Origin of the sequence: Rufibacter sp. DG15C (genome assembly GCF_001577755.1) — a bacterium.
Classification (GTDB): Bacteria; Bacteroidota; Bacteroidia; order Cytophagales; family Hymenobacteraceae; genus Nibribacter.
Genome location: NZ_CP010776.1, coordinates 1,494,415 through 1,515,972, shown reverse-complemented (window position 1 = coordinate 1,515,972; position 21,558 = coordinate 1,494,415). Strand labels below are relative to the sequence as shown.

The 21,558-nt window shown below is 48.7% G+C and carries 18 protein-coding genes; 3 read left to right on the top strand and 15 right to left on the bottom strand.

Annotated features, from left to right (window positions below):
- Window positions 1-495 precede the first annotated feature (495 nt).
- The 10 genes from TH61_RS06410 to TH61_RS06365 all read right to left on the bottom strand — a co-directional run bounded on the left by TH61_RS06410 (window position 496) and on the right by TH61_RS06365 (window position 11,904).
- Complete coding sequence (locus tag TH61_RS06410) at window positions 496-969, bottom strand: hypothetical protein (RefSeq protein ID WP_066507420.1); 474 nt, start codon at window positions 967-969, stop codon at window positions 496-498.
- A gap of 535 nt (window positions 970-1,504) precedes the next feature.
- Window positions 1,505-3,088, bottom strand: a complete 1,584-nt coding sequence (locus TH61_RS06405) for an Ig-like domain-containing domain (protein WP_082780315.1) — start codon at window positions 3,086-3,088, stop codon at window positions 1,505-1,507.
- Window positions 3,089-3,158: 70 nt separating this feature from the next.
- Complete coding sequence (locus TH61_RS06400; protein ID WP_066507416.1) at window positions 3,159-4,046, bottom strand: class I SAM-dependent methyltransferase; 888 nt, start codon at window positions 4,044-4,046, stop codon at window positions 3,159-3,161.
- Entirely contained in the window at window positions 4,047-5,909 is a 1,863-nt protein-coding gene (gene mnmG / locus TH61_RS06395) for a tRNA uridine-5-carboxymethylaminomethyl(34) synthesis enzyme MnmG (RefSeq protein WP_066507413.1), read from the bottom strand.
- 70 nt (window positions 5,910-5,979) lie between these two features.
- The gene (gene ybeY, locus TH61_RS06390; protein WP_066507406.1) at window positions 5,980-6,411 is read right to left on the bottom strand and encodes an rRNA maturation RNase YbeY; all 432 of its coding nucleotides are present in this window, start codon (window positions 6,409-6,411) and stop codon (window positions 5,980-5,982) included.
- Window positions 6,404-6,811 carry an ATP-binding protein gene (locus TH61_RS06385; RefSeq protein WP_066507403.1) on the bottom strand — a complete coding sequence of 136 codons (408 nt, stop codon included), beginning with the start codon at window positions 6,809-6,811 and terminating at the stop codon, window positions 6,404-6,406. Before TH61_RS06385 ends, ybeY begins: the two co-directional genes overlap by 8 nt.
- Before the next feature lie 39 nt (window positions 6,812-6,850).
- A complete protein-coding gene (locus TH61_RS06380) occupies window positions 6,851-10,162 on the bottom strand; it encodes a DUF4175 family protein (RefSeq protein WP_066507401.1) in 3,312 nt (1,103 codons plus the stop codon).
- A gap of 138 nt (window positions 10,163-10,300) precedes the next feature.
- On the bottom strand, window positions 10,301-11,071 hold the full coding sequence (locus TH61_RS06375) for an exodeoxyribonuclease III (RefSeq protein WP_066507398.1): 771 nt from the start codon (window positions 11,069-11,071) through the stop codon (window positions 10,301-10,303).
- Window positions 11,072-11,413, bottom strand: coding sequence for a hypothetical protein (locus TH61_RS06370; RefSeq protein ID WP_066507395.1), 342 nt, complete (start codon window positions 11,411-11,413; stop codon window positions 11,072-11,074).
- Window positions 11,414-11,553: 140 nt separating this feature from the next.
- Window positions 11,554-11,904: a carboxymuconolactone decarboxylase family protein gene (locus tag TH61_RS06365; protein ID WP_066507391.1), complete on the bottom strand. Its 351-nt coding sequence runs from the start codon at window positions 11,902-11,904 to the stop codon at window positions 11,554-11,556.
- A gap of 68 nt (window positions 11,905-11,972) precedes the next feature.
- Here TH61_RS06365 and TH61_RS06360 point away from each other — a divergent pair, with 68 nt between their 5' ends.
- Window positions 11,973-12,686 carry a ComF family protein gene (locus TH61_RS06360; RefSeq protein WP_066507389.1) on the top strand — a complete coding sequence of 238 codons (714 nt, stop codon included), beginning with the start codon at window positions 11,973-11,975 and terminating at the stop codon, window positions 12,684-12,686.
- Window positions 12,687-12,864: 178 nt separating this feature from the next.
- Here TH61_RS06360 and gldJ read toward each other — a convergent pair whose 3' ends face one another.
- Window positions 12,865-14,052 carry a gliding motility lipoprotein GldJ gene (gene gldJ / locus TH61_RS06355; protein ID WP_066507387.1) on the bottom strand — a complete coding sequence of 396 codons (1,188 nt, stop codon included), beginning with the start codon at window positions 14,050-14,052 and terminating at the stop codon, window positions 12,865-12,867.
- Window positions 14,053-14,137: 85 nt separating this feature from the next.
- The gene (locus tag TH61_RS06350) at window positions 14,138-15,205 is read right to left on the bottom strand and encodes a PorP/SprF family type IX secretion system membrane protein (protein WP_066507385.1); all 1,068 of its coding nucleotides are present in this window, start codon (window positions 15,203-15,205) and stop codon (window positions 14,138-14,140) included.
- Between the two features lie 45 nt (window positions 15,206-15,250).
- On the opposite strand from TH61_RS06350, the gene TH61_RS06345 reads away from it, so the two are divergent.
- Window positions 15,251-18,271 carry an AsmA-like C-terminal region-containing protein gene (locus TH61_RS06345; protein ID WP_066507383.1) on the top strand — a complete coding sequence of 1,007 codons (3,021 nt, stop codon included), beginning with the start codon at window positions 15,251-15,253 and terminating at the stop codon, window positions 18,269-18,271.
- Between the two features lie 172 nt (window positions 18,272-18,443).
- Window positions 18,444-19,238 carry a DUF4382 domain-containing protein gene (locus TH61_RS06340; protein WP_066507380.1) on the top strand — a complete coding sequence of 265 codons (795 nt, stop codon included), beginning with the start codon at window positions 18,444-18,446 and terminating at the stop codon, window positions 19,236-19,238.
- Between the two features lie 115 nt (window positions 19,239-19,353).
- Here TH61_RS06340 and TH61_RS06335 read toward each other — a convergent pair whose 3' ends face one another.
- The 3 genes from TH61_RS06335 to TH61_RS06325 form a co-directional block, all read right to left on the bottom strand.
- On the bottom strand, window positions 19,354-19,839 hold the full coding sequence (locus tag TH61_RS06335; protein WP_066507377.1) for a DinB family protein: 486 nt from the start codon (window positions 19,837-19,839) through the stop codon (window positions 19,354-19,356).
- 82 nt (window positions 19,840-19,921) lie between these two features.
- Window positions 19,922-20,314: a diacylglycerol kinase family protein gene (locus tag TH61_RS06330; protein WP_066507371.1), complete on the bottom strand. Its 393-nt coding sequence runs from the start codon at window positions 20,312-20,314 to the stop codon at window positions 19,922-19,924.
- 185 nt (window positions 20,315-20,499) lie between these two features.
- A complete protein-coding gene (locus TH61_RS06325; RefSeq protein WP_157600608.1) occupies window positions 20,500-21,555 on the bottom strand; it encodes an acyltransferase family protein in 1,056 nt (351 codons plus the stop codon).
- Window positions 21,556-21,558 lie beyond the last annotated feature (3 nt).

Here is a 21,558-nt window from a genome sequence, read left to right as displayed (position 1 = left end):
GCACTGCTGTTGTACTCTGGGCCTTTGACCCCGCCTGCGGCAACGAAACAACAGAGGCGCTCAGGGCCAGGACTGGTTTGGTTCCAGTTCTGCTGGCGCTTATAAGTAACTACCCTGTCTGTAGGCGAAGGCCGTTCCTGTCGGTGCAGAGGCATGCGTGCTGCGCACGGTTTGGTTTATCTGCCGTCCAGTGGCCATGGTTCAAGTCTGCGACTTGGACCCATGTTGGAGGCAGTTTGTAACTGCCGCGGGCTATAGTATTTAGTTTCAGGTTCTAAACTCAGAGTATTTTACAATTAACTGATTGTAAAGCCGAAAACTATCCAGACCGCTTTTAACCTAATTTCTGGAAAAGAGGCTAAAAACGAGTTGCATTTCTTGAGTCATACCTTGGGGACATCAGGACAAAATCTCTTCTATGCTTAAACAATAAAGGGAACCAGCAAATAAGCTGATTCCCTTTTTTTGATCTGAGTTATTATAATTCTTTAGAGCCTATTTAGGCCATCTTACTTCTAGGTCATCGTCCATGTGTACCCCGAAGTTGATGGCCAGCAGCTTGCCTTCTTCAAAGTACAGGTCAATCATCTCTTTCTCGTATGAAAGGCAGGTGACGTTGTTCTCAATGGTTTCTTTCTCCACGTTGGTGATGCCATGCTCTTTAAAGAGATTCTCCACCTCCTCTAGGCTCATATCAAACAGTTGCTTACCCCATAGTGTCACATTGGGGTTGGCGGTTTCAATGCAGCTTAAACGGTAGTCATCTTCTTTGTCAAAGTAGAAAGAGAAGCCGCTGTCCCAGTAATTCCAGGCCTTGTGCTCAAACTCGTCTTCCTCGTCTGACTCTTCTACTTCTTCTGGCTCGCCCATCAGCTCCTCCACGTCTTCCATGGTGATGCCAAATTTCAAATCTCCTATGCCCTCTCCTAGGCGTATTTCATTGTCGAATGCTTCGTTTGCTTCTTCCATAGTATTGCTCTTGATTGATGATGCCGTTTTTGGCTTACTTTTTATAAAACTACGCAAAAACAGAAACTCTGCACGCTCTGTTTTTGAATTCTTGTTTTTTGCGGAGGCCTTCCAATTTTTTTTCTTTTCCAGTTCTCAACAGTGTTCACACTGTATTTATGATAAAACAATTTTTCTTAAAAAGAATCTCTTTCATCATTAGCTCTGTTAGCAAGTGGATAAGTTTGGGTATCCCCAGTGCGGTTCTCAGCTTGTGTACAAAACAGGCTTTTCATGCACACTTTTCCTTTACGTTGTGAATTTGATTTTATTCTTGTTCAAGTACTTATCTGCCTTTTCCACCAATTCACAATTTGACCTGTTCAAAAGCCCTTTAGGTTATACATACGTGCATAACTCTTAAGAATTCTTGATTTTGTAAACGCTCATTCACACTTTGGTGGTTAACTACCCTCTTTATCCTGTGGTGATGTTTAGTTATCAGACTTATGCCCGATTTATTCCACTAGTTTCCCACAGGTTACCCACCACGAGGCTAAAATTCAATAGCAGTCATTTCTACTTCCCAGTTGGCGCGCACCTCTTGGGTGTCGGGCACCAATATTACGGGCTCAGGCAGGCGTCTGTCCTTCAACAAACCGTTGTCCCAGCGTCCGTTGCCGTTTTTGTCTACCAGAATCCTGATCTGGTATTTGCCCGGTTCCAGGTCCTGCCAAGTTTTGGACTTGATGTTCTTCTCAGTGAAGATGATCTTGCCTTCCTTCATTAGCAGCACCAGGTAATTTTTCTCAGCGGTTTTCAAGGTGATTTTTAAACTGCCGGTGGTGGCCTTGTCACTGATGCCTACTCGCTTGGTGCCTTTGGTAAATGGATCTCCTGTAAAAGGAAGCACCTTAGTAGTGTCAATGCTCACTTGTACGCTCTTAGCGGCTTTTATGGGAAGCTTTACGGTAAGTAGTGTTTGGTTTTCTGAAAGAGTGAAGTCTTTGGCAGTGGCTGTCGCTGCGGTGTTGAGTGAGTCTAAGAGTAAATTCACTGCGCCTGCTGGTTGGTTTACCTTGATGGGCACGTCAAATTTCAGCTTTAACTCTTCGCCGGGTTTAATGGTCTCACCGTTCACCAGCGTGAAGGTGTTGTTCTTTCTTGTGGCCTTGGCCCCGGCCAGCCTTACGGCCACCGTGTCTGTCTTAGTATTGCCGGCGCTGTCCTGCACCTGCACGCGCCAGGTTTTCTCTTGGGCTGCCACGGGGAACAATTGAAGCGTTTTGCCATTGTTGGTGAGCTGCCATTTGATTTCTTCGCCGGCGTCCTGTACCAGCGCACTGGCCAAGCCTTCATTATATTCTACTTCATATTGGTTGGCGAAGCTTTTTCTGGAAGCCAGAATGGGACTGGTATTATCCTGCAGGTGCAGTTGCAGGTTGGCAGTGGCGGGTTTATTGGAAATCTGGATGGGCTGCGCTAAGTAGGCTATCTGTTCCTTTTCACTGTCATAGCGCAGGTTGTTGTTGGTTTCTGTGAGCGCGTAGATGTGGTAGCTTCCTTCTTTGATGTTCTGGAATTTGTAATTCCCCGAAGAGTCTGACGTGGTCACATACAAGGGTCTGCCCTTCTGCACCTGTGCTGTGTCTTCGGCTTTGTAGAGGAGCACGTTGACTTCCTTGTTCAAGGTTGGACTGAACAGCTGTGTCACTTGCCCGGCTACACTCCCAGAGTCCAGCGTAGCGCCCGTACTAAAGGTGATGACTACCTGCCTGGCAGGGTTCTTCTCGGTGATGTCGCCAATGGCCTGCCTAAAGTTTAAACTGTAGGTGGTGTTGGCTTGCCACGGCTCCGTAAACTCCAATTCTATGGTGCCGTCCTTTATCTTAGTTTTGTAGGTATTCTCCGTGAAAGGTGCAATAATCAACTGTTGCGTGATTTCTGGGGCCTGGATGGCCTCATCAAACGTCAGCATGATTTTTTCTGGGCTAACGTTGGTCTGGCCGTTCTTTGGATAGCTAGAGACCAGCTTTGGCGCCACTATGTCTTTGTCCCCTCCCTCGGGGGAACTGATGCTGGCACATCCTTGTAGCAAGGCAACTGTTAGGGAAAGTATGGGTAGAAATGTTTTTTTCATGTTCTGTTTTAAAACGGAAATGACCTTATAGTATTCTATAAGGTCATTCTACTATACGGGTTTTCTGTAATTACTTTTTCTGGGCTATGAAAATCTGGCTGGAATAGGAGTTGTCATTGCGGTAGCCGTGCAGGTTAGATCGGAAGCCGGTCCAAAAAGGACTGAGCATCTTCATCTCGCCGTGCTTATACTTTTCACTCAACAGACTCACGTAGTAAGAATCCCAACGCATGGGTAGTACTTCTTTTAATTCAAGCTTGTGCTTTTTGAGGAGCTTCTGCATGCTGGCCTTGTTGAAGTGGTACAGATGACGCGGCACATCATAGGCGGCCCAGTCGGCGCCGTACTTTTTGGCATCGTAGGAATCAGCGTTGGGGACGGCAATCACTACATGCCCTCTTTTCTTAGTGGTTCTTACCAGCTCTTTTACCGTCTCGTTCAGTTTGTGTACATGTTCTAACACATGCCAGAGCGTAATAACGTCAAACGTATCGTCTGCAAACTGACTCAGATTCTCATGGTGCACTTTCTGCCCTAGTTTCTGCTCGGTTTGCTCTCTGGCCAGTTGGTTGGGCTCAAAGCCTTCTACCTGCCAACCATCCTTTTTACAGGCTTGTAGAAAGTACCCTACCCCACAACCGTAATCCAGAATCTTACCTTTCTTGGCCAGACTGTTGACTAGGTCCACTTTTTTCTTGACAGCCATGGACCGCACAAACCGGTAGGTCTTATTCAAAATCCCTTTGTCCGTGTCACTGTGCGAGATGTACGCCTCTGACGAATAATACGGACCTATGTGTTCTTCCTCTGGTCTGGGGTTGGTAAACTTGAGGCCGCAGCTGGTGCATTGCACAATCACAAAGCTCTCCTGCGAGACACTCTTATCCTGGACCACCAAGAAATTTTTCAGATCAGTTTTCTGGCAAACAGGGCACTGGTCTAGCCGTTCGTAGCTCATTTATTTTCCTAAGTAAACCATTAAGATAGAAATGTCTGCCGGAGAGACACCGCTTATTCTGGAGGCTTGGCCTAACGTTTCGGGTTGAATTTTGAATAGCTTCTCACGGGCCTCATTGGAGAGCGCCGGAATAGCTTTGTAATCTAGCCTGTCTTTGATAAGGTAGTTTTCCAATTCCTCCATTTTGGTGGCGAGTTGGTTTTCCTTCTCAATATAGCTGGCATATTTGATGGAAATCACTGCCTGCTCCAAACTGTCTGACAGGTATTTGCTCAAAAACAGGTTCAGGCTCTCAGAGGACTTCAGTAAATGCTCCAGCTCAATGTTGGGGCGCTTGAGCAAATTAGCTGCCTTGGCTCTTTCGCTGATAGGTGCAGATTCCATCTCCAGTAGCGTGGCATTCACTTCTTCCGGCTCTATCCCCTTCTGTTGTAAATACGCCAACACTTCTTTGGTCTCCTGGATCTTGCGCTGCACTCTTTCCAAACGGTCATCAGAAGCCAGGCCTAATGTATGGCCTTTCTCAGTGAGCCTGATGTCTGCGTTGTCTTGGCGCAATAAAATCCGGTGCTCCGCACGGGACGTGAACATACGGTAAGGCTCCTCGGTGCCTTTGTTTACTAAGTCGTCAATCAGAACACCTATGTAGGCCTCTGATCTTTTCAGAACGAACGGCTCTAAGTTATGCACCTTGTTGTGGGCATTGATTCCCGCCATAAGGCCTTGGCAAGCCGCTTCCTCATAACCCGTGGTGCCGTTGATCTGGCCCGCGAAGTAGAGGTTTTCCACGCGCTTAGTTTCTAATGTCAGGTTCAGCTGGGTTGGCGGGAAGAAGTCATATTCAATGGCGTACCCGGGTCTGAACATCTTGGCGTTCTCAAAACCTTGTATTTCACGCAAGGCTTTGAGCTGCACATCTTCTGGTAAAGAGCTGGAGAAACCGTTTACATACACTTCCACGGTGTTCCAACCTTCTGGCTCTACAAAGATCTGGTGACGGTCGCGCTCCGCGAAGCGGTTGATCTTGTCCTCTATAGAAGGACAATAGCGCGGCCCTAGTCCCTGAATTCTTCCTTTGAACATAGGCGACTGCTCAAACCCAGTTTTTAGAATCTCATGAACCTTGGTATTGGTATAGGTAATATAGCAGCTGCGTTGCGCTGGTAAGGCAGGGGTGTCAGTGTAGGAGAACTTAGAAGGATTCTCATCCCCTTTCTGCTCTTCCATCAAATCATAGTTCAAGCTACGTCCGTCCACGCGTGGAGGAGTTCCGGTTTTCATGCGGCCTGCCTCAAAGCCCAATTGCACAAGTTGCTCGGTTATACCTTTGGCAGATTTCTCTGCAGCGCGTCCTCCACCCAATTGTTTTTCGCCAATGTGGATGATGCCGTTTAGGAAAGTACCGTTTGTCAAAACCACGGCCTTCCCTTTTATTTCTATTCCTAAGCTGGTTTTGACCCCAATTACTTTGCCATCTTCTACCAATAGCTCTGACACCATTTCTTGCCAAAAGTCTAGGTTGGGCGTTTGCTCCAATGTCATTCTCCATTCTTCGGCAAAACGCATTCTGTCGCTTTGCGCGCGCGGACTCCACATGGCAGGGCCTTTGGACATGTTGAGCATTCTGAACTGGATCATGGTTTTATCCGTGACTATTCCGCTCATGCCGCCTAGGGCATCTACTTCTCGCACAATTTGTCCTTTTGCTACGCCACCCATGGCTGGGTTGCAGGACATCTGGGCAATAGTGTTCATGTTCATGGTTACGAGTAGTACTTTCGATCCCATGGTTGCGGCTGCGTGCGCAGCTTCACAACCTGCATGCCCTGCCCCTACTACTATAACATCATACTGTGTGAACATAGTGTGGATTACTGTGATGTTTCACGTGAAACATTGTTGATAACTGAGGTAAAACTATTAAAAGGTGTGTCTATAAACTTAATAAGCTCAAACACTCATCTTCTTTGGACTTCATTAATTCCTTCAATTCTGGGCTTTTATCATCAAATCCAAGCAGATGAAGAAGTCCATGAACCATAACTCTTTGGAGTTCTCTTTCTCGGGTAATGTTGAAAGAGTGGGCATTGTCCACAACCCGATCTATACTAATGAAAACATCACCTTCAATAACTCCTTCTATATCGGAATTATCAAAGGTGATGACGTCAGTGAGAGTATCGTGGTCTAGGTATTCTACATTCATCTGATGAAGATATTCATCAGAACAAAAAATGTAGTTCAAAGATTCTAATTCATAGGAATAGTTAGAGATAATTTTCTGTAACCATTCTTTGATCTTTTGTTCGTCTTTTACTTCAAACTCTATGTCCTCGTTAAAAAACTCAATGGGTGATTCAGGCATTTTCAATGTTGAAGGTTAAAGAAACGGTGCGTCCATCATTACTGAAAGACACATCATCACAGAGGTTGCGCATCAAGAATATGCCGCGGCCTCCTGGATTTTCTAAGTTCTCTGGGGCAGTTGGGTCAGACAAAGCATTAGGGTCAAAACCGCTTCCCTCATCCTCTATCTCAAACTTAAGCTGTTTAGGCTCTACAAATAAAGAGAGGTAAACGTTCTTGTCTTTATCAAATTTATTGCCGTGACGGATAGCGTTGTTGACAGATTCCGTAACAGCCACCATGATATTGCCATAGATATCATCTTCTATCTGGAATTTTTCGCGGGAGTTGTCAATGAAGCTCTCCACTATCCGAATGTTCTCAATGATAGAAGGAATCTGAATTTTTACTTGATTCATAATATGTTTAAAATATCTGAAATGTCTGCAAATCTAATACTAATAACCTAATTTTTTAAAATAAGCATCTACCTGTTTTTTATAATAAGGAGTAAATGCTGGTAAGCTCTCCCGGAGCGCTTCTGTTTGCTGTTGTTGGCGCTGTTTGTACTTCTGTAAAGACGCAGGAATACGGGCCGGAAGGTCTTTGGCCGTGTTTGCTTCCCGCTTCTCATCCAAATCCCGCTCATTGGCAGCCTTCTCTGCTTGCAACAAACGCGTCATAATTTCTTTCTGACGCGTTATTGTCTGCTCCGTAAGACGTTTATTAACGAGATCAGCCTCCGTTTGTTCCATGAGCTTGCCCAAATTGGACAGATTCTGACCCTGCTCCTTGCCGCCCGGCGAGGTGGACGCTGGTGTGATGTCTTTTAAGGCATTGCGCAATCGTTCCTGTTGAGCCGCCAACTTGGCCAAAGATTCTGATAAGGCCTTGCCCGACTGACCACTTTGCTGGAGTTGCTGTATCTGCTGGTTGAGTTGCTGCTGCATCTGACCCAAGGCGCCAGGTTGGTTCTTGCCGCTCTTGCCTTTCTTCTTGCCTGGACCGCTCTGTTGGGCCGCCATCATGGCCTGTTGCATCTGCTTCTGTACATCACTTAGCATCAAGGCCAGGTTGTTCATGGAGGTCATGGCTAGTTGCTGGTGGGTACCTGTCTTGGAGAGGTTGCGGTCCTTGATGGAGGCAGAGCTTTTGTCCATGTTGTCTTCCATCTCCCCAACTTCACGGGTCACGAACGACTGGATCTGGAACACGCGCTTGGCCAAAGAAAGGAGGCTGTCCTCAATGATCTTGGCATCGTCTGACAGTTTGAGTTGTTGCTGCGCTAGGTTGATGAAGCGGGGATCGCTTTGGTGCACGCTTCTAAAAGCCTTCATGAGGTTCTCTTGGTCGAAGGAAAGCGTCACCAGGTTCTCCAAAATGTCGCGCAGGTGGTCCAGGTTCTGTTGCATCTGTTCCATGTCCCCGGACATCTCCTCAGATTTCATCTGCTGGGCCATCTGCTGCATTTTCTGGGCGGCAGACTTCTGGGACTGGCTGGCCTTCTTGTACTGGCCTTTCTCCAAAGACTCCTGCGCGTTCTCCTGCTCCTGCTCTATCTGCTCTTCTAGTTTCTCTGAGTCTGGAATGGATTCTGGATTGTCTAGTTTCTCATTCTGCTTCTTCGCATCGTCTAAGGATTTTTGGGCATCCTTGAATTCTTTCTGTAGTTTCTTTTGCTCCTCTTGTAGGGCTTTCTCTGACTGGTTTTTGTCTAGTGACTTCTGTGAAAGCTCTTCCTGCTCCTTGGCAAGTTTCTCTAACTGCTGCGTGGTTTGGTCCAACTTCTGCTCTACCTGCAACTGTTGGAATAACTCCAGCAGGCGGTCCAATTCTTTCTGCAAGTTCTCTTCCTTCTGGTTGAGCTTGTCTAACAACGGTTGGATGGCGGCGGGGTTGGGCTGGCGTTGCTCCAAGAGTTTCTCGAGTTCATCGTAGAGTTTCTTAGTTTCCTCATCAAGCAACTCGTCCATCATTTTTTTGAGCTGGTCCCGTTTTTCGGCTATCTTCTCGTTTTCAGGCGAAAAACGCTCTTGCTGTTGGTTGAGTTGGTCATTGAGTTCCTGTAAAGAGGATAGGTCTTCCTGCAAGGCTTTCTTCTTCTCTGCCAGTTCCTGCAAGGCCTTCTTGTCCTGGAAGCTCAGCTCCCGTTTCAGTTTGGTCTTTTCCTCGTTCTGCTCCAGAGACTTCTTCAACTCCTCTGCCTTGGACAAAGAAGACTTTAACTGAGACTGCACCTTCTGCGAGGTGGCGTCAATGGACTTCTGCAGTTGATTGGGATCTGGGTAGGTAAACAAAAAGGTAGAGGTGCGGGCGCTCTTCGGCGAAGGTATCTGGTCGTTGTCCGTTACCTGCACAAAATATTCCACCTTGTCGCCGGGCTGTAATCGCAGTGGCTTCAGGTTGAACTGATGGAAATAGGCCTGGGTAGAAATGTTTCGGTTGAACGGCACAGAGATGGCTTGGTACCCGCCACTAACTTTTCCAGCCCGAGATACTTTATAATGTAAGGCCAGTCTGCTGAACCCGTAGTCGTCTGAGATGTTCCCGCCCACTACTAGATATGAGAACAGCACCGAGTCCCTGAATTGCTCCAGCGTAATCTCTGGGGCTCTGTCTGGGATGACCGTCACTTGGTAGTTGATTTGTTCCTTATTGGTGCTGTACTGATTGCGCAAGTGCATGCTGTACGGCTGACTTTCTAAAAACGTCTTACGTACCAAAAACTCATCATCGGTTTCAAGAGCTTTCAATCGCTGGCTAGGATTTTTAAAGTCTAACCACAAGGAATCGGCGTGCTCAGCGGCTAAACGCCAGGTCACCTGCGTCCCTTCAGGCACAGTAAGGTCTCCGGAGTTTTCCACAACCTCTAGGGGCTTGCGCAAGTAGCCCGGGAATCGCAATTCGGCTTTCAGGCGGCGCAGCGTGGGTCTGGGCACCACGGTGAGGTGTTTCTGGTCTGAGTAGAATCCGGCCCCAGTCAGCTGGAAATCCACAGTTTCTTCTACCGCTTTAAAATCATAGACATAGGTATTGTCTGGAGCTTTGCGCAAAGGAATCTCTCGGTCCTCCAGAACCAGCGCAATTTGCTCTGGCACTTTGTCTCCCTTGATGTTTACTTTTAATTGAAAGTCTTCTCCCCTAAAAGCCTGTAGGTTTTTGTTCAGGATTTCAAACTCAAACGGAGCCTTAGGGGTGTAATGCGTTTTAAAGTTGAGGATGCGCTCACTGCCTTGTACAAAGAAGCTAGGATAGATAAAGGCAAGGATGATGACCAAGGCAGATGGCAACAGCACATACTTCATGTATGGCTTGTTCTGCGTGAGCCGCACCCGCTCCGGAAACTTATACCCGGCCAACTCTTCTGAGCGCTGCTCCACGCTGGCGGCCACCAGATCATTCTCTGCTGCCTGCTGCCGTAGCTGTAACAAGTTCAGAAGCCGGTCCTGGATTTCGGGGAAGTACGTGGTGACCTGTTGCGCGGCCTGCTCATCTGATAACAGCTTCTTTAAATTCGCTAACGCCATAAGCGGTGTCCAGAGCCAGCGCCCCACGGCAAAAACAGTAATGGCTAAGAATGAGAACAGAAGGAACGCTCGTATCTCCGGCTGGAAGTAAAAGAAGTACTCCAGCAGGGTGAAGAGCAGGAAGAAGGAAAGCAGGAGGCCTGCGGTGAGAAGGGCGCCTTTGAGCAGTAAATTCAGATAGAACTTACGTTTAAAGGCCTGAAGCTGCTGTAATACAGTATGTAAGGAACCGGCAGCCTGCATGGTTTTTGGTTGTTTTGGAAAAAATAGCCCAAAAACGGATTGAAAAAAGGACGGCCCTTGCTTCAATCCGTTTTCTATTTAGCCTTACGTAAGTAACAATATAGTAACTAATTATACTATTAAAATATTGTAAGAATGCTACGTGAGCGGGTGCATTTCTAGTAAAACCGGGCAATGGTCAGAGTGCTTTGCCTCTGGCAGAATAGCAGCCCGTTTCATGTGCGGTTTTAAATGCTCAGAAACCAGCAGGTAGTCAATGCGCCAGCCCAAGTTCTTGGACCGCACATTGGCTCTGTAACTCCACCATGTGTACTGATGCGGTTCTGTGTTAAAGTGCCTAAATGAATCTATAAACCCGTATTGCAAGAAATTGCTGAACCAGTTGCGTTCCTCGGGCAGGAAACCCGAGCTGTTGGCATTTGACTTGGGGTTGTGGATATCAATGGCCTGGTGGCAGATGTTGTAGTCCCCGCAGATCACCAAACCGGGCACTGTGTGCTTAAGCGTCTGTATGTACTGTTGAAAATCCTGCAGCCACTGAATCTTAAACGCCTGTCTATGCTCGCCGCTGGAGCCAGAGGGCATGTACACGTTCAACACTGAGTAACCGTCAAAGTCGGCGCGGATAACCCTTCCCTCCTGGTCATAGTGCTCAATGCCGCAGCCTATGCAGACGCTCTTAGGTTCTTGCTTGGAAAGAAGCGCCACGCCGCTGTAGCCTTTCTTCTGCGCCGGATGGATGTAGACATGATAGCCTAGCTCTTCCCAGATGGCTTTGTCAAACTTGGTCTCATCTGCCTTAATTTCCTGCAGGCACAACACATCTGGATTAGCGGCCTTTACCCAGTCTGCGAAGCCCTTAGACAAGGCAGACCTAATCCCATTTACATTATAACTGATGATTTTCATTTAATTCATTTGGTCAAAATACTCTAGCACGTGCCAGCGCATCATGCGTTCCTGCTCCTTGAGGTTGCAGAAAGGCAGGGCTTTCACGGCTTTCCAATGCGGCCAGCCGTCCTGGTCGGCGCCCTCTAGCTCATAGTAGCCAGAAAGGCTTAATATCTTGCAGGTGGCAATGTGCATTAAGTCCTGCTTCTGCTCTTTGGTGAACTCACGCACGCCCTGGCCCAGTTCCTGCACGCCAATCAAAAAGAGAAGGGCGTTCAAATCTGGCTTCTTGCCGAAGCGCTGTTTGATATCCTGCCTCAAAGCGGCCCACCGGACGTCAAAATCCTCTTCGTTCTCCATTGTTTATTGAATGAATGAGTGATTTAATAAAGGAAAGGATTAAAATTTCCTTCAATCAGTAAATTACGAGAAGTCGTTTTTGGCCTGTTTTCTCTAAAAAAGGCCAAAAACGGACGCTCTCAAAGTAAGAGACAAAGAAATTAGGCTTGCTGTTCCGCCTTCAGTTCTTCCCAGTATTCCACGGCTCTTCTAAAATGAGGAATCACAATGGAACCGCCAATCAGGTTGGCAATCGCGAAGACCTCATATACCTGCTCGTCTGTTAGGCCGCACTCAAAGCATTTGCCCAAGTGGTATTTGATGCAGTCATCGCAACGCAGCACCATAGAGCAGGCCAGGCCCAGCATCTCTTTGGTCTTCACGTCAATGGCGCCGTCTGCGTAGGCGTTGGTGTCCAAATTGAAAAAGCGTTTGATTACTTTATTGTCCGCCTCCATGATCTTCTCGTTCATGCGGGTACGGTAGTCGTTGAATTCTGTAACTAAGCTCATAGGTATTGCAGTATGTAATAGGCAAATGCGCCTCTAAAGTAAAGTTACACCAAAAAACGCAAGAGTGTATGGCCAAGGCATCTGTGAGCGTCTCTTCCCTGTTTCAGGATTTTCTGAGCCTGCTGTTCCCCGAGGAATGCCGGGCCTGTCACGGGGAGTTGGCCATTGGCGAAGACGTCATCTGCAGCCATTGCCGCATCAAGTTGCCCTACACAGACTTCCATCTTTCGCCGCAGGATAATGCCTTACATAGAGTTTTCTGGGGAAGGGTGCCTCTTCAACTCGCGGTGGCTTATCTGATGTTCCAGGAGAGAAGCCGCGTGCAACAGCTCTTGCATCAACTCAAATACCGGGGCCGCGAAGAAGTGGGCGAAGTGTTGGGTCGCTGGTACGGTGCCCAACTGCAGCAGCAAGAAGCCTTCAAAGCAATAGATGTGGTAGTGCCCGTGCCTTTGTACAAAGCCAAATTGCAACAGCGAGGATATAACCAAGTGAGCGCGTTTGGCCGCGAGATAGCTTCTGCCCTGCAAGTACCGTTTGAGGAAGCCGTCCTGAAGAAAGGCCGCAGCGGAAAGACCCAGACCAAGAAGAACCGTCAGGAACGATGGGAAGCCATGCGCCAATTATATTCAGTTTCCCAACCCAAAGTCATAGAGGGAAAGCACGTCTTGCTGCTGGATGATGTGGTCACGACCGGCGCTACCCTGGAGGCCTGTGCCACTCTCTTGCTGGCCAACGGCGCGAAGACGGTCAGCATTGCCACCATCGCCTACACTTTATGACCTACCCTCTACTCTATATATAAGGAGTGGCTTCACCTTTTAGTGAATATCGCTTTTGACTTGTTTTCTGGAAAAGAGGTCAAAAACGATAAAGCGTGTCTCTAATCCTACCAAAATTTTTATGCACAAAAAAAGGGCTGGTGTAAGCCAGCCCTTTTTTTGTGAAACTCTAAGGAGATTACTTGTTTGATCCTGTGTTGATCATGGCGCAACGGAAACCGATGGTAGAGGTAGCAGAGTCCTGAGCCATGAAGCGACGCGTTCCTGGAGACAACCAGTAGGCTACGTCTTTCCATGAACCGCCTTTGTACACTCTCACGTTGTTACCGATCAAAGACTTGAAACCGGCTACGTCGTAGTTAGAAGAGTCATCCAATACACCGTTTCTTCGCACTGGGTTTAAGTCTTCCACGTCCTGGAAAGAAAGCGGACGGTACACGTCTTGTACCCACTCGTTCACGTTACCAGCCATGTTATATAGACCAAAGTCGTTTGGCGGATACGCGTAGATGTATTCTGTGATCATGGCACCATCGTTCAAAGAACCGGCAATACCAGCGTAGTCACCACGTCCACGTTTGAAGTTGGCCAAGAACTGACCCATGCCTTTACCGTATGGGTTACGCACTTGGTGGCCATCCCATGGGTAGATACGCTTGTTCAATTGGTTTTCTTCTTCGTCTAATTGTACACCAATCAAAGCTTGAGCAGCGTATTCCCACTCAGCTTCTGTTGGGAGACGGTAGTTCGGTAGAACGGCACCAGACTCAATTGGAGGCGTTGCGCCTTCTGCTAGGTCACCGTCATAGTCTTTAGCCAGGTTCTTGTTCACCATGGCGGTACGCCATAGACAGAAATCCTGCGCCTGCTCCCAGCTCACGCCCACCACTGGGTAGAAACGGAAACCTGGGTAACGTAGGTAATAGTTTACATATGGGTCGTTGAAAGATAACTCGCGCTCCCAAACGGTAGTGTCCGGAAGGGCTTTGGTATAGATTTCCTCAGAAGAGTCTTTTCTAACGTAGTGTAGGTACTCTAACCAGTGAATGTTAGCAACCTCGGCCTCATCCATGTAGAAAGAAGCAATGGTGATGGTACGCTCAATGTTGTCACGGGTCATGGCAATGTCTTCCTCAGAAGAGCCAAGGGTGGTTCTACCACCTTCAATAAACACCAAACCCGGTCCTTCAGGAGTGTCACTATAATCCGCTACAGCAAAATCGCCTTCTTCTTGATCAAATTCTACCCCCGTGGCAGTACTCACATCGCCTGGATCGCGGCTAGTGGGATGGTTTCCTTTTTTGCAGGAAGAAATAGCAAGCGCGCCTGCTACCATCGTGTACAAAAGTTGCTTAGACAGTCTCATAAATTTTGGTTGATGCCAAGTAATAATTGGTAATAATTGTATTCTCTAAAAACGATTTGCCTTTAACGTGTAAAAATAGACAAATTCAAAATTCTGGACAAGCAATGCGATTATAATTTTTATCAGAACCCAATCTTTTGAAAATCTTCTCATAGTCTGCCATGGCAAACCCCACACTAATCTCATGGGTAGGCCCCAAAGCAGTACGCTGGCCAGACAGCATGGTTCTATACCCGTAGCCTACCTTAAAGCCTTTATAAGCCAGTCCTAAAAGGCCGCTAACTGCGCTAGAGACAGGTGTTTGCGTCCCGCCTAGCAGGTAGCTGTAGCCAATACCTAACGTGATAGGTGTTATAATAGTATAAAGGTTCCCGTCCAGTCTTTTAAAACTACGCTGCTGCAAATAAGAGAGGGTAGGCGTAAAGCTTACCTCTTTTAAAGAATTTCTGGCGTAGTAGTTTTTGACATACAATCTATAGCCCGTCTGCACCTGGAAGATCGGTGGCAAAGTAGCGGCATCTCCCCTGCCTGTGGTTGGATTATTTAAATGTTGCGCCGAGGCGCCCAGCCAGAACTGGTCTGTGAAAAGTAAAAATCCGGTGGCCACGGTGGCGTACGAGGAACGCTCCCTGCCCATGGTTTCTGAGGTGGGTTGCTGAACAGAACCGTCCGTGCCTAGCTGGTCTTCAAACACCAAACCAGAGAAACTAGGCATCTGCGAGGCAAACGCCGCCTGCAGTCCCGCACTAAAATCAAGGTTCTCCCGCAGCTTGGTATGGTAGGCGTATATGGCTCCGGCCTGAAGGCGAGCGTACCCGCCGGCGGGTTCCCGGTCTGACAATACGGTGAGGCCCACGGCGGTTTTGCTTTCCTTGAACCGATACTCGCCGCTCAGCCACTGGGTAGAAAAACCGTTCTGGGCGCCCGTCCACTGGGATCTGTGCCCGGCGGTAATGCTGTAGTCAGACAATAATCCAGTGAAAGCGGGGTTAAGAAAGACACGGTGTGCAAACTGCTGGACCGGTGGCGCCTCCTGGGCTTGCACGTTATGGATAAGAGAAGCAGGCGCAAAAAAAGACAGAAACCCACCTAGCCGTACCACCTTTAAGAGACGGCACGTAAATTGCGATGGTTTTCTTACGCCTATTTTCATTCTAAAATAAGTAAACTTACATTCTGAACTCACCTTCTTGACAAGATGAAAAAAGTATTCATAGGGCTGGCCATCTTTTTTGTAGTGCTGCTGGCCGCTGCCGCGCTAGTGCCGGTTCTGTTCAAAGATAAAATCAAAGACCGGCTAGATAAAGAAATAGCCAAGAATATTAACGCCCGGGTGCTATACGAAACAGACAACGTATCGCTGTCCTTGTTTCGCACATTCCCAGATCTGGCCTTGAGCGTGAAAGAACTGCGTATTGTGGGCAAAGACTCCTTCCAACGCGATACCCTCGCCTACCTCCCGGACTTTGCCCTGGGCCTGGACCTGATGAGCGTGATTACGGGCAATGAAATGGTAATCAAGTCAGTGACCATGGACAAGCCGCAGTTAAAGCTGTTGGTTTTAAAATCGGGTAAGGCCAATTGGGACATTTTTATTCCAAACTCGGCGCAGGCTACACAAGCAGATACCTCAGACTTTAAGATGGGCATTGACAACTGGGAGATGACCGATGGGCAGATCATCTACCAGGATTTGAGCATCCCATTTGGGGTGGCGGCTTACAACGTGCAGCACACCGGTAGCGGTGACCTGGCCAAGGACATCTTTGACATGAAGACTCAGACCCAGGCCGAACGCTTCACCATGACCTATGACGGCATTAACTACATAGAAAACAAGAAGCTGGACGCTGACGTGACCATGGCCATGGACCTGGCCAACATGAAATATACCTTTAAAGACAATAACTTCCGGATTAATGATTTTGCGTTGGGAATGGCCGGTTCTGTAGCCATGCCCACCGAGGACATCCTGCTGGATTTGACCTTCAAAGCCCTGGAAACTGATTTCAAGAACCTCTTCTCTCTGGTGCCCGGCGTGTTCACGGATAAATTCAAGGACATTAACACAGACGGCAAGCTGGCGTTTAACGGCTACGTGAAAGGAACCTTCAACGAGACCACCATGCCGGGCTTTGGGGTGGACTTGAAAGTGAACAACGGACGGTTCAAATACCCAGACCTGCCACAGGAGGCCCGCAACATCAACGTGGATATGAGCGTGAAGAATGCAGACGGCGTAGTGGACCATACCCAGGTCAACATCAAGAAACTGCACTTGGACCTGGGCAAGAACCCGGTAGACGGCCAAGTGATGATTGACGGCCTGGAGCCGATGAAAATCAACGGTAACCTGAAAGCCAAACTAGACCTAGCAGAATTGACCAAAGTATTTCCTTTGGAAGGGACTACTTTACGCGGCTTACTGGACGTGGACGCGACGGCTAACGGCGTGTACTTTGAGAACCACATGCCTATGGTAGTGGCCAAGTTGAACCTGGTGAACGGCTATGTGAAGTCCTCCTCGTTCCCGGCACCCCTGGAGAATGTGACCATGGTGTCTACTGTGACTAACAAGACTGGCCAAGCCGCCGACACGGACATTCAAGTATCCCAATTCAAAATGCTCTTGGACAAAGAGCCGTTGCAAGGCCGTGTATCTATTAAGAACTTAGCCAAACCGCAGTTTGACCTGGCTATCAACGGTATTCTGGACTTGACCAAGCTGACCAAGATCTTCCCGATTGAAGGCACCACGGTGAGCGGCCGCTTGAATGGGAACATTGCCGCCAAAGGAAAAATGACCGATGTAGAGGCTGGCCAGTACGGCAACGTGATTGCCAGCGGTGCCATGCAAATCAGTCAATTGAACTACAAGAGCACCGACTTGCCGCAGGGCATGCGCATCAATACGGCCAAGGCTACCTTCAACAACGAGCAGGTACGCCTGGAAAACCTGAACGGGTTCCTGGGTAAGAGCGATGTGCAGATGGACGGAACCGTGACCAACTATATGGGCTACCTGTTCTCAGAGAATCAGCCGTTGCGCGGTACTTTCAACCTGCGGGCAGGTACCTTCAATGTAAACGAATGGACCGTAGACGAGCACACCGGCCAAGCGGCCCCTTCCACCACTGCCAAGGCGCAGGGCGTAGTGCAAGTGCCGGCAGACTTGGATTTGGTTTTGAACACGCAGGCTGGGAACGTTCTCTATGACAATCTTAAGCTGCAGGATTTCAAAGGGCAGGTAGCCATCAAGAACCAGATTGCCAAACTAGAGAATGTGAGCTTTAACACTTTAGGCGGCCAGTTTGTGACCACCGGGTCTTATGATTCCAGAGACCTGATTCATCCAAAGTTCTCCTTCGGGCTGGACATTAAGAATCTAGATTTCAAGAGCGCCTTTAATGCCTTCAATACCCTGCAGAAGATTGCTCCTATCGCTAAGGCCCTGGACGGCCAGTTCTCTACCAAATTTAGCTTGAACGGCGAGCTGGGCGGAGACATGATGCCGGTCATGAGCACGTTGACCGGTAGAGGCGCCGTGGAAGTAGTGCAAGCCGTGGTGACCAACATCAAGGCCTTGACTAAAATAAGCGAGGTGACGCAGCTTAAGGACGTGCAGAACTTTGTGGTGAAGAACAAAGGCTTCGCCGCTGAGATTTTGAGCGGGAATTTGGTAGTAAAACCGTTTGATCTGACCGTGGGTGACATGAAGATGACAGTGGGCGGTACCAACAACCTGGCCGGCACCATGGACTATATTGTGGCCTTGGACGTTCCTTCGGGCAAGGTGGGCGGCGCCTTGTCTTCTAAACTGACGGCCTTGTCGGGTGTGCAGAACATTAAGAGCTTGGAGCGCGTGACCCTGCAGTTAGGCGTGGGCGGTACTTTCACTAACCCCACCGTAGCCCTGCGCAGCAGCAGCCTTAAAGCCGAAGCCAAGGATTTGGTACAGCAGGTGGTGAGCAGCAAACTGGAAGGCGTGAAAGAGAAACTAAAAATCAACGCGCCTACCAATACGGACAGCCTCAAGGTTGAATTTGCCAAAAAGCAGGAAGAAATGAAGCTTAAGGCGCAGCAAGAATTAGAGAAGAAGCGCGTAGAGGCAGAGCAGAAAGTACGGGATGAGGCTAAAAACCAACTGAACAAGCTGTTCAAGTTGCCTAAGAAGCCTGCCGCTTCTACCACTCCGCCAGATACTACCAAGCAGCAGTAATACTAAAGCGCAAAGCTCATCGTTCCGTTTTTGGCTTGTTTTCCGGGAAACAGGCCAAAAACGGAATTTTTTTGTTTAACCCCCAAATGTTGTAAACCCTGGTACAGTTTTTCGTATACGTCCCGTGCTGTAACACACCAGTGTAATTTCCCCCACCCTTAATTTTTTACCCATGAAAAAATCTATTGTAGCCGCCCTGTTCTTGTTTGGAGCCTTGGGCTTCTCTGCCTGCTCAGAGGATGACAAAGAAGTGACCGGTACCTCCCGCATGGAAGTGCGCCTCACAGACGCCCCCGGTGACTATGACGAGGTAAACGTAGACATCAAATCAGTACAGATCCACAGAAACGCCACCGGCGACGAGTCGGGATGGGTGACTTTGGACAACATCAAGCCAGGCGTGTACAACCTGCTGGACTTCGCCAATGGCCGCGATACCTTGCTGGCCAGCGCCACGCTGCCCGCCGGCGCCATCACCCAGATCAGGTTGGTACTGGGCAACAACAACACCCTAAAGCTGAAAGGCGAGAACACCCTAAGACCGTTGACCACGCCTAGCGGTCAGACCTCGGGCTTGAAACTGCAATTGAATACTACCTTAGAGGAAGACGTGACCTACGTGGTGTTGCTGGACTTTGACGCGGCCAAGTCTGTAGTGCCCCGCGGTAACAGCGGTGAGTATAACCTGAAGCCAGTGATCAGAACTATTACTACGGCCGTGGCCGGTGGAATCAAAGGAACCGTAACGCCAGCCGCTTCCAAGCCAGGTATCTTGGTGATTTCTGCCGCTAATGATACCGTGGGTGGTTTTGCGGATGACGCTGGACGTTTCTTGATCAAAGGTTTGAGAGCTGGTACCTATAAAGTGCAGTTCACTACCACAGAGCCGTACAAAAACAAAGAAGTGACTAACGTAGTAGTGACCAATGACCAAATCACCACCATGGCAAATACAGACCTGAACTAGCCTAATTCAGCGTCTAACGCATAAAAAAGGGAGCCTTTCTACAGGGCTCCCTTTTTCTTTATCTGGTACATCGTTTTTAGGCTATTTTCTAGAAAACAGACCAAAAACGATGTAATTACAGTTCTAGATCCTGTCCGTACTGAATGCGCACGTAGGTCACGTAGTCTGAGTTGATGGGCTCATGTCCGGCCAATCTTAGCTCACGGGCCACCTGTCCGCGGTGGTAGGTGGCGTGGTTGATGGCGTGGGTCAGGATATCATGCACTTTGGTAGAATACGCTTTGCCTTGGGTGTTGGTGTACTCAATTTGGCGGTTCAGCTCGGCTTCATCTGCATTGGCATAAATCTCTACCAGTTTAGTGGAAGTGTCTTGGGCCAGACGATGCAATTCTTCTAAAGAGTGAACTTGTAAAACGGTAACGGGGCTTTTGGTGCCGGTAATACGGGCAATCCAGATGGCTTGGGCGTTCAACACGTGGCTGAACATCAAAACGGCGTAATCTGGCAGTTCGCCTTCTATTCTGTCAAAACTTTTGAGTACCCGGGTGTTGGCCCATACGTTGTACTGCGTTAAGTTCTGGAGGACGTCATTGGTAGTCATAAAAGTAAATTTGGTAAACCATTCCAGAGCCGCGCCCTAGAATTTGCGCAAAAGTACTAAACGGGTGCCTCAGAAAGAATGTTTACTTGGTATATTCCAGGAGTTGGCGCAAATACGGCCAGAATACTAGTAGGCCAATGACGGCAGCCGTGAGTGAAGCGATGAGTACGGCCCCCGCGGCAATGTCCTTGGCCTTGCCCGCCATGGGGTGCGGCCCCGGCGACACCAGGTTCACCACCACCTCAATGGCAGTATTGAACAACTCGGCCATCCAAACTAAGCCAATGGCCGTGCACACCAGCGCCCACTCTACCGTAGTCAGCCCGAAGTAAAAGCCCACTGCCACTACCAATCCCGCCGACAGCACGTGCCAGCGCAGGTTCACCTCAGACCGGAACGCCGAGGAGATTCCTTTTAAAGCAAACCCGAAGCTGTTAATCCGTTGGCGTATGAAGGACGGTCTGGTTTTTTCCATATGGTGCTTGTCTACGTGAGAGACTGATTAAGGATAAAGTTCTGCATTAAATGCCTTATCATCTCCCACCCCAAAAGAAGGACCAACCAGTATAGGCAGGTGGATAAACTTCTTCCGTTTTTAGGCTAATTCCCAGAAAACAGTCCAAAAACGGAAATGTGTAGGCTGTGCATTGACAAGCACTTTTAGACCTTAATAATGATGTTTTTCTTATACATGACCCACAGGATGAGCATCCAGAAGGCAATCCAAGTAAGGGCCCAGGCCAGAGAGGCGTTGATAGGTGACAGGAACGGGGTGTAAAAAGACTCATACAACCACGTTTTGCTGTCTACCTCGCCGTTAGCGGTGTCTATTTTGATCATACCCATGATGCGTGGAATCAACCCAGACAAAAAGAAGACCGTGATGGCATTCACTCCATAGACTAAGAACGGCGTGGTGAACCTACGATAGCCCTTCACGTCAATAAGCCAATAGCAGAGGCCTAAACCCAGCATGGCCAAGCCCGAGGTATACAAAACGTACGAACTGGTCCAGAGGCTTTTGTTGATAGGGAAGTGCAGATCCCAGACAAGCCCCAGACAGACGCAGATGACGCCCCAGACCATAAGCCAAGCAATTTTCTCTCCTGCTTCAACACTGGGTTTCTTCAGCCATTGTCCTACCAATACCCCAGTCAGTGCTGTTGCCACTGCGGGCAGGGTGCTTAAGATGCCCTCGGGGTCCCAGACTTTGGATTGCTTCCAGAGGTGACCAGAAAGCAAGGTGTTGTCCAGCCAGGCTGCCAAGTTGGTAGCAGGTTCCAAGTTGGCCATGCCTATGCCCGGCACCGGCGCGAACATCATTAAGGCCCAATAGCCTACCAGAAGGACAATAGTCGTCCAGATTTGCGTGCGTCTGCTGGTTTTCAAGAAAAGAATGGCGGCTATGATGAACACTACTCCTATTCTCTGTAGTACGCCTGGTATGCGCACGGTGTCAACCTCAAACTTGGGGAACAGCGCCAGGAACATTCCCAGAGCAAACAAGGTAAGGCCGCGCTGCACAATCCTTAGCAGCGTGGCCTTATGCGTCTCGGGTAAATGTTTGTTGCGGTCCAAGGCATACGCAATGGAAACTCCTACAATGAACAGAAAGAACGGAAACACCAGATCGGTGGGGGTGCAGCCGTGCCAGGTGGCATGCTTAAGCGGCGAATATATCTTTCCCCAGTTGCCGGGGTTGTTCACCAAAATCATAGA

Excerpts from the sequence above, each read along its gene's own strand:
- TH61_RS06410 (WP_066507420.1), bottom strand. The coding sequence starts at position 969 with ATGGAAGAAGCAAACGAAGCATTCGACAATGAAATACGCCTAGGAGAG.
- TH61_RS06405 (WP_082780315.1), bottom strand. The coding sequence starts at position 3,088 with ATGAAAAAAACATTTCTACCCATACTTTCCCTAACAGTTGCCTTGCTA.
- TH61_RS06400 (WP_066507416.1), bottom strand. The coding sequence starts at position 4,046 with ATGAGCTACGAACGGCTAGACCAGTGCCCTGTTTGCCAGAAAACTGAT.
- mnmG (WP_066507413.1), bottom strand. The coding sequence starts at position 5,909 with ATGTTCACACAGTATGATGTTATAGTAGTAGGGGCAGGGCATGCAGGT.
- ybeY (WP_066507406.1), bottom strand. The coding sequence starts at position 6,411 with ATGCCTGAATCACCCATTGAGTTTTTTAACGAGGACATAGAGTTTGAA.
- TH61_RS06385 (WP_066507403.1), bottom strand. The coding sequence starts at position 6,811 with ATGAATCAAGTAAAAATTCAGATTCCTTCTATCATTGAGAACATTCGG.
- TH61_RS06380 (WP_066507401.1), bottom strand. The coding sequence starts at position 10,162 with ATGCAGGCTGCCGGTTCCTTACATACTGTATTACAGCAGCTTCAGGCC.
- TH61_RS06375 (WP_066507398.1), bottom strand. The coding sequence starts at position 11,071 with ATGAAAATCATCAGTTATAATGTAAATGGGATTAGGTCTGCCTTGTCT.
- TH61_RS06370 (WP_066507395.1), bottom strand. The coding sequence starts at position 11,413 with ATGGAGAACGAAGAGGATTTTGACGTCCGGTGGGCCGCTTTGAGGCAG.
- TH61_RS06365 (WP_066507391.1), bottom strand. The coding sequence starts at position 11,904 with ATGAGCTTAGTTACAGAATTCAACGACTACCGTACCCGCATGAACGAG.
- TH61_RS06360 (WP_066507389.1), top strand. The coding sequence starts at position 11,973 with ATGGCCAAGGCATCTGTGAGCGTCTCTTCCCTGTTTCAGGATTTTCTG.
- gldJ (WP_066507387.1), bottom strand. The coding sequence starts at position 14,052 with ATGAGACTGTCTAAGCAACTTTTGTACACGATGGTAGCAGGCGCGCTT.
- TH61_RS06350 (WP_066507385.1), bottom strand. The coding sequence starts at position 15,205 with ATGAAAATAGGCGTAAGAAAACCATCGCAATTTACGTGCCGTCTCTTA.
- TH61_RS06345 (WP_066507383.1), top strand. The coding sequence starts at position 15,251 with ATGAAAAAAGTATTCATAGGGCTGGCCATCTTTTTTGTAGTGCTGCTG.
- TH61_RS06340 (WP_066507380.1), top strand. The coding sequence starts at position 18,444 with ATGAAAAAATCTATTGTAGCCGCCCTGTTCTTGTTTGGAGCCTTGGGC.
- TH61_RS06335 (WP_066507377.1), bottom strand. The coding sequence starts at position 19,839 with ATGACTACCAATGACGTCCTCCAGAACTTAACGCAGTACAACGTATGG.
- TH61_RS06330 (WP_066507371.1), bottom strand. The coding sequence starts at position 20,314 with ATGGAAAAAACCAGACCGTCCTTCATACGCCAACGGATTAACAGCTTC.
- TH61_RS06325 (WP_157600608.1), bottom strand. The coding sequence starts at position 21,555 with ATGATTTTGGTGAACAACCCCGGCAACTGGGGAAAGATATATTCGCCG.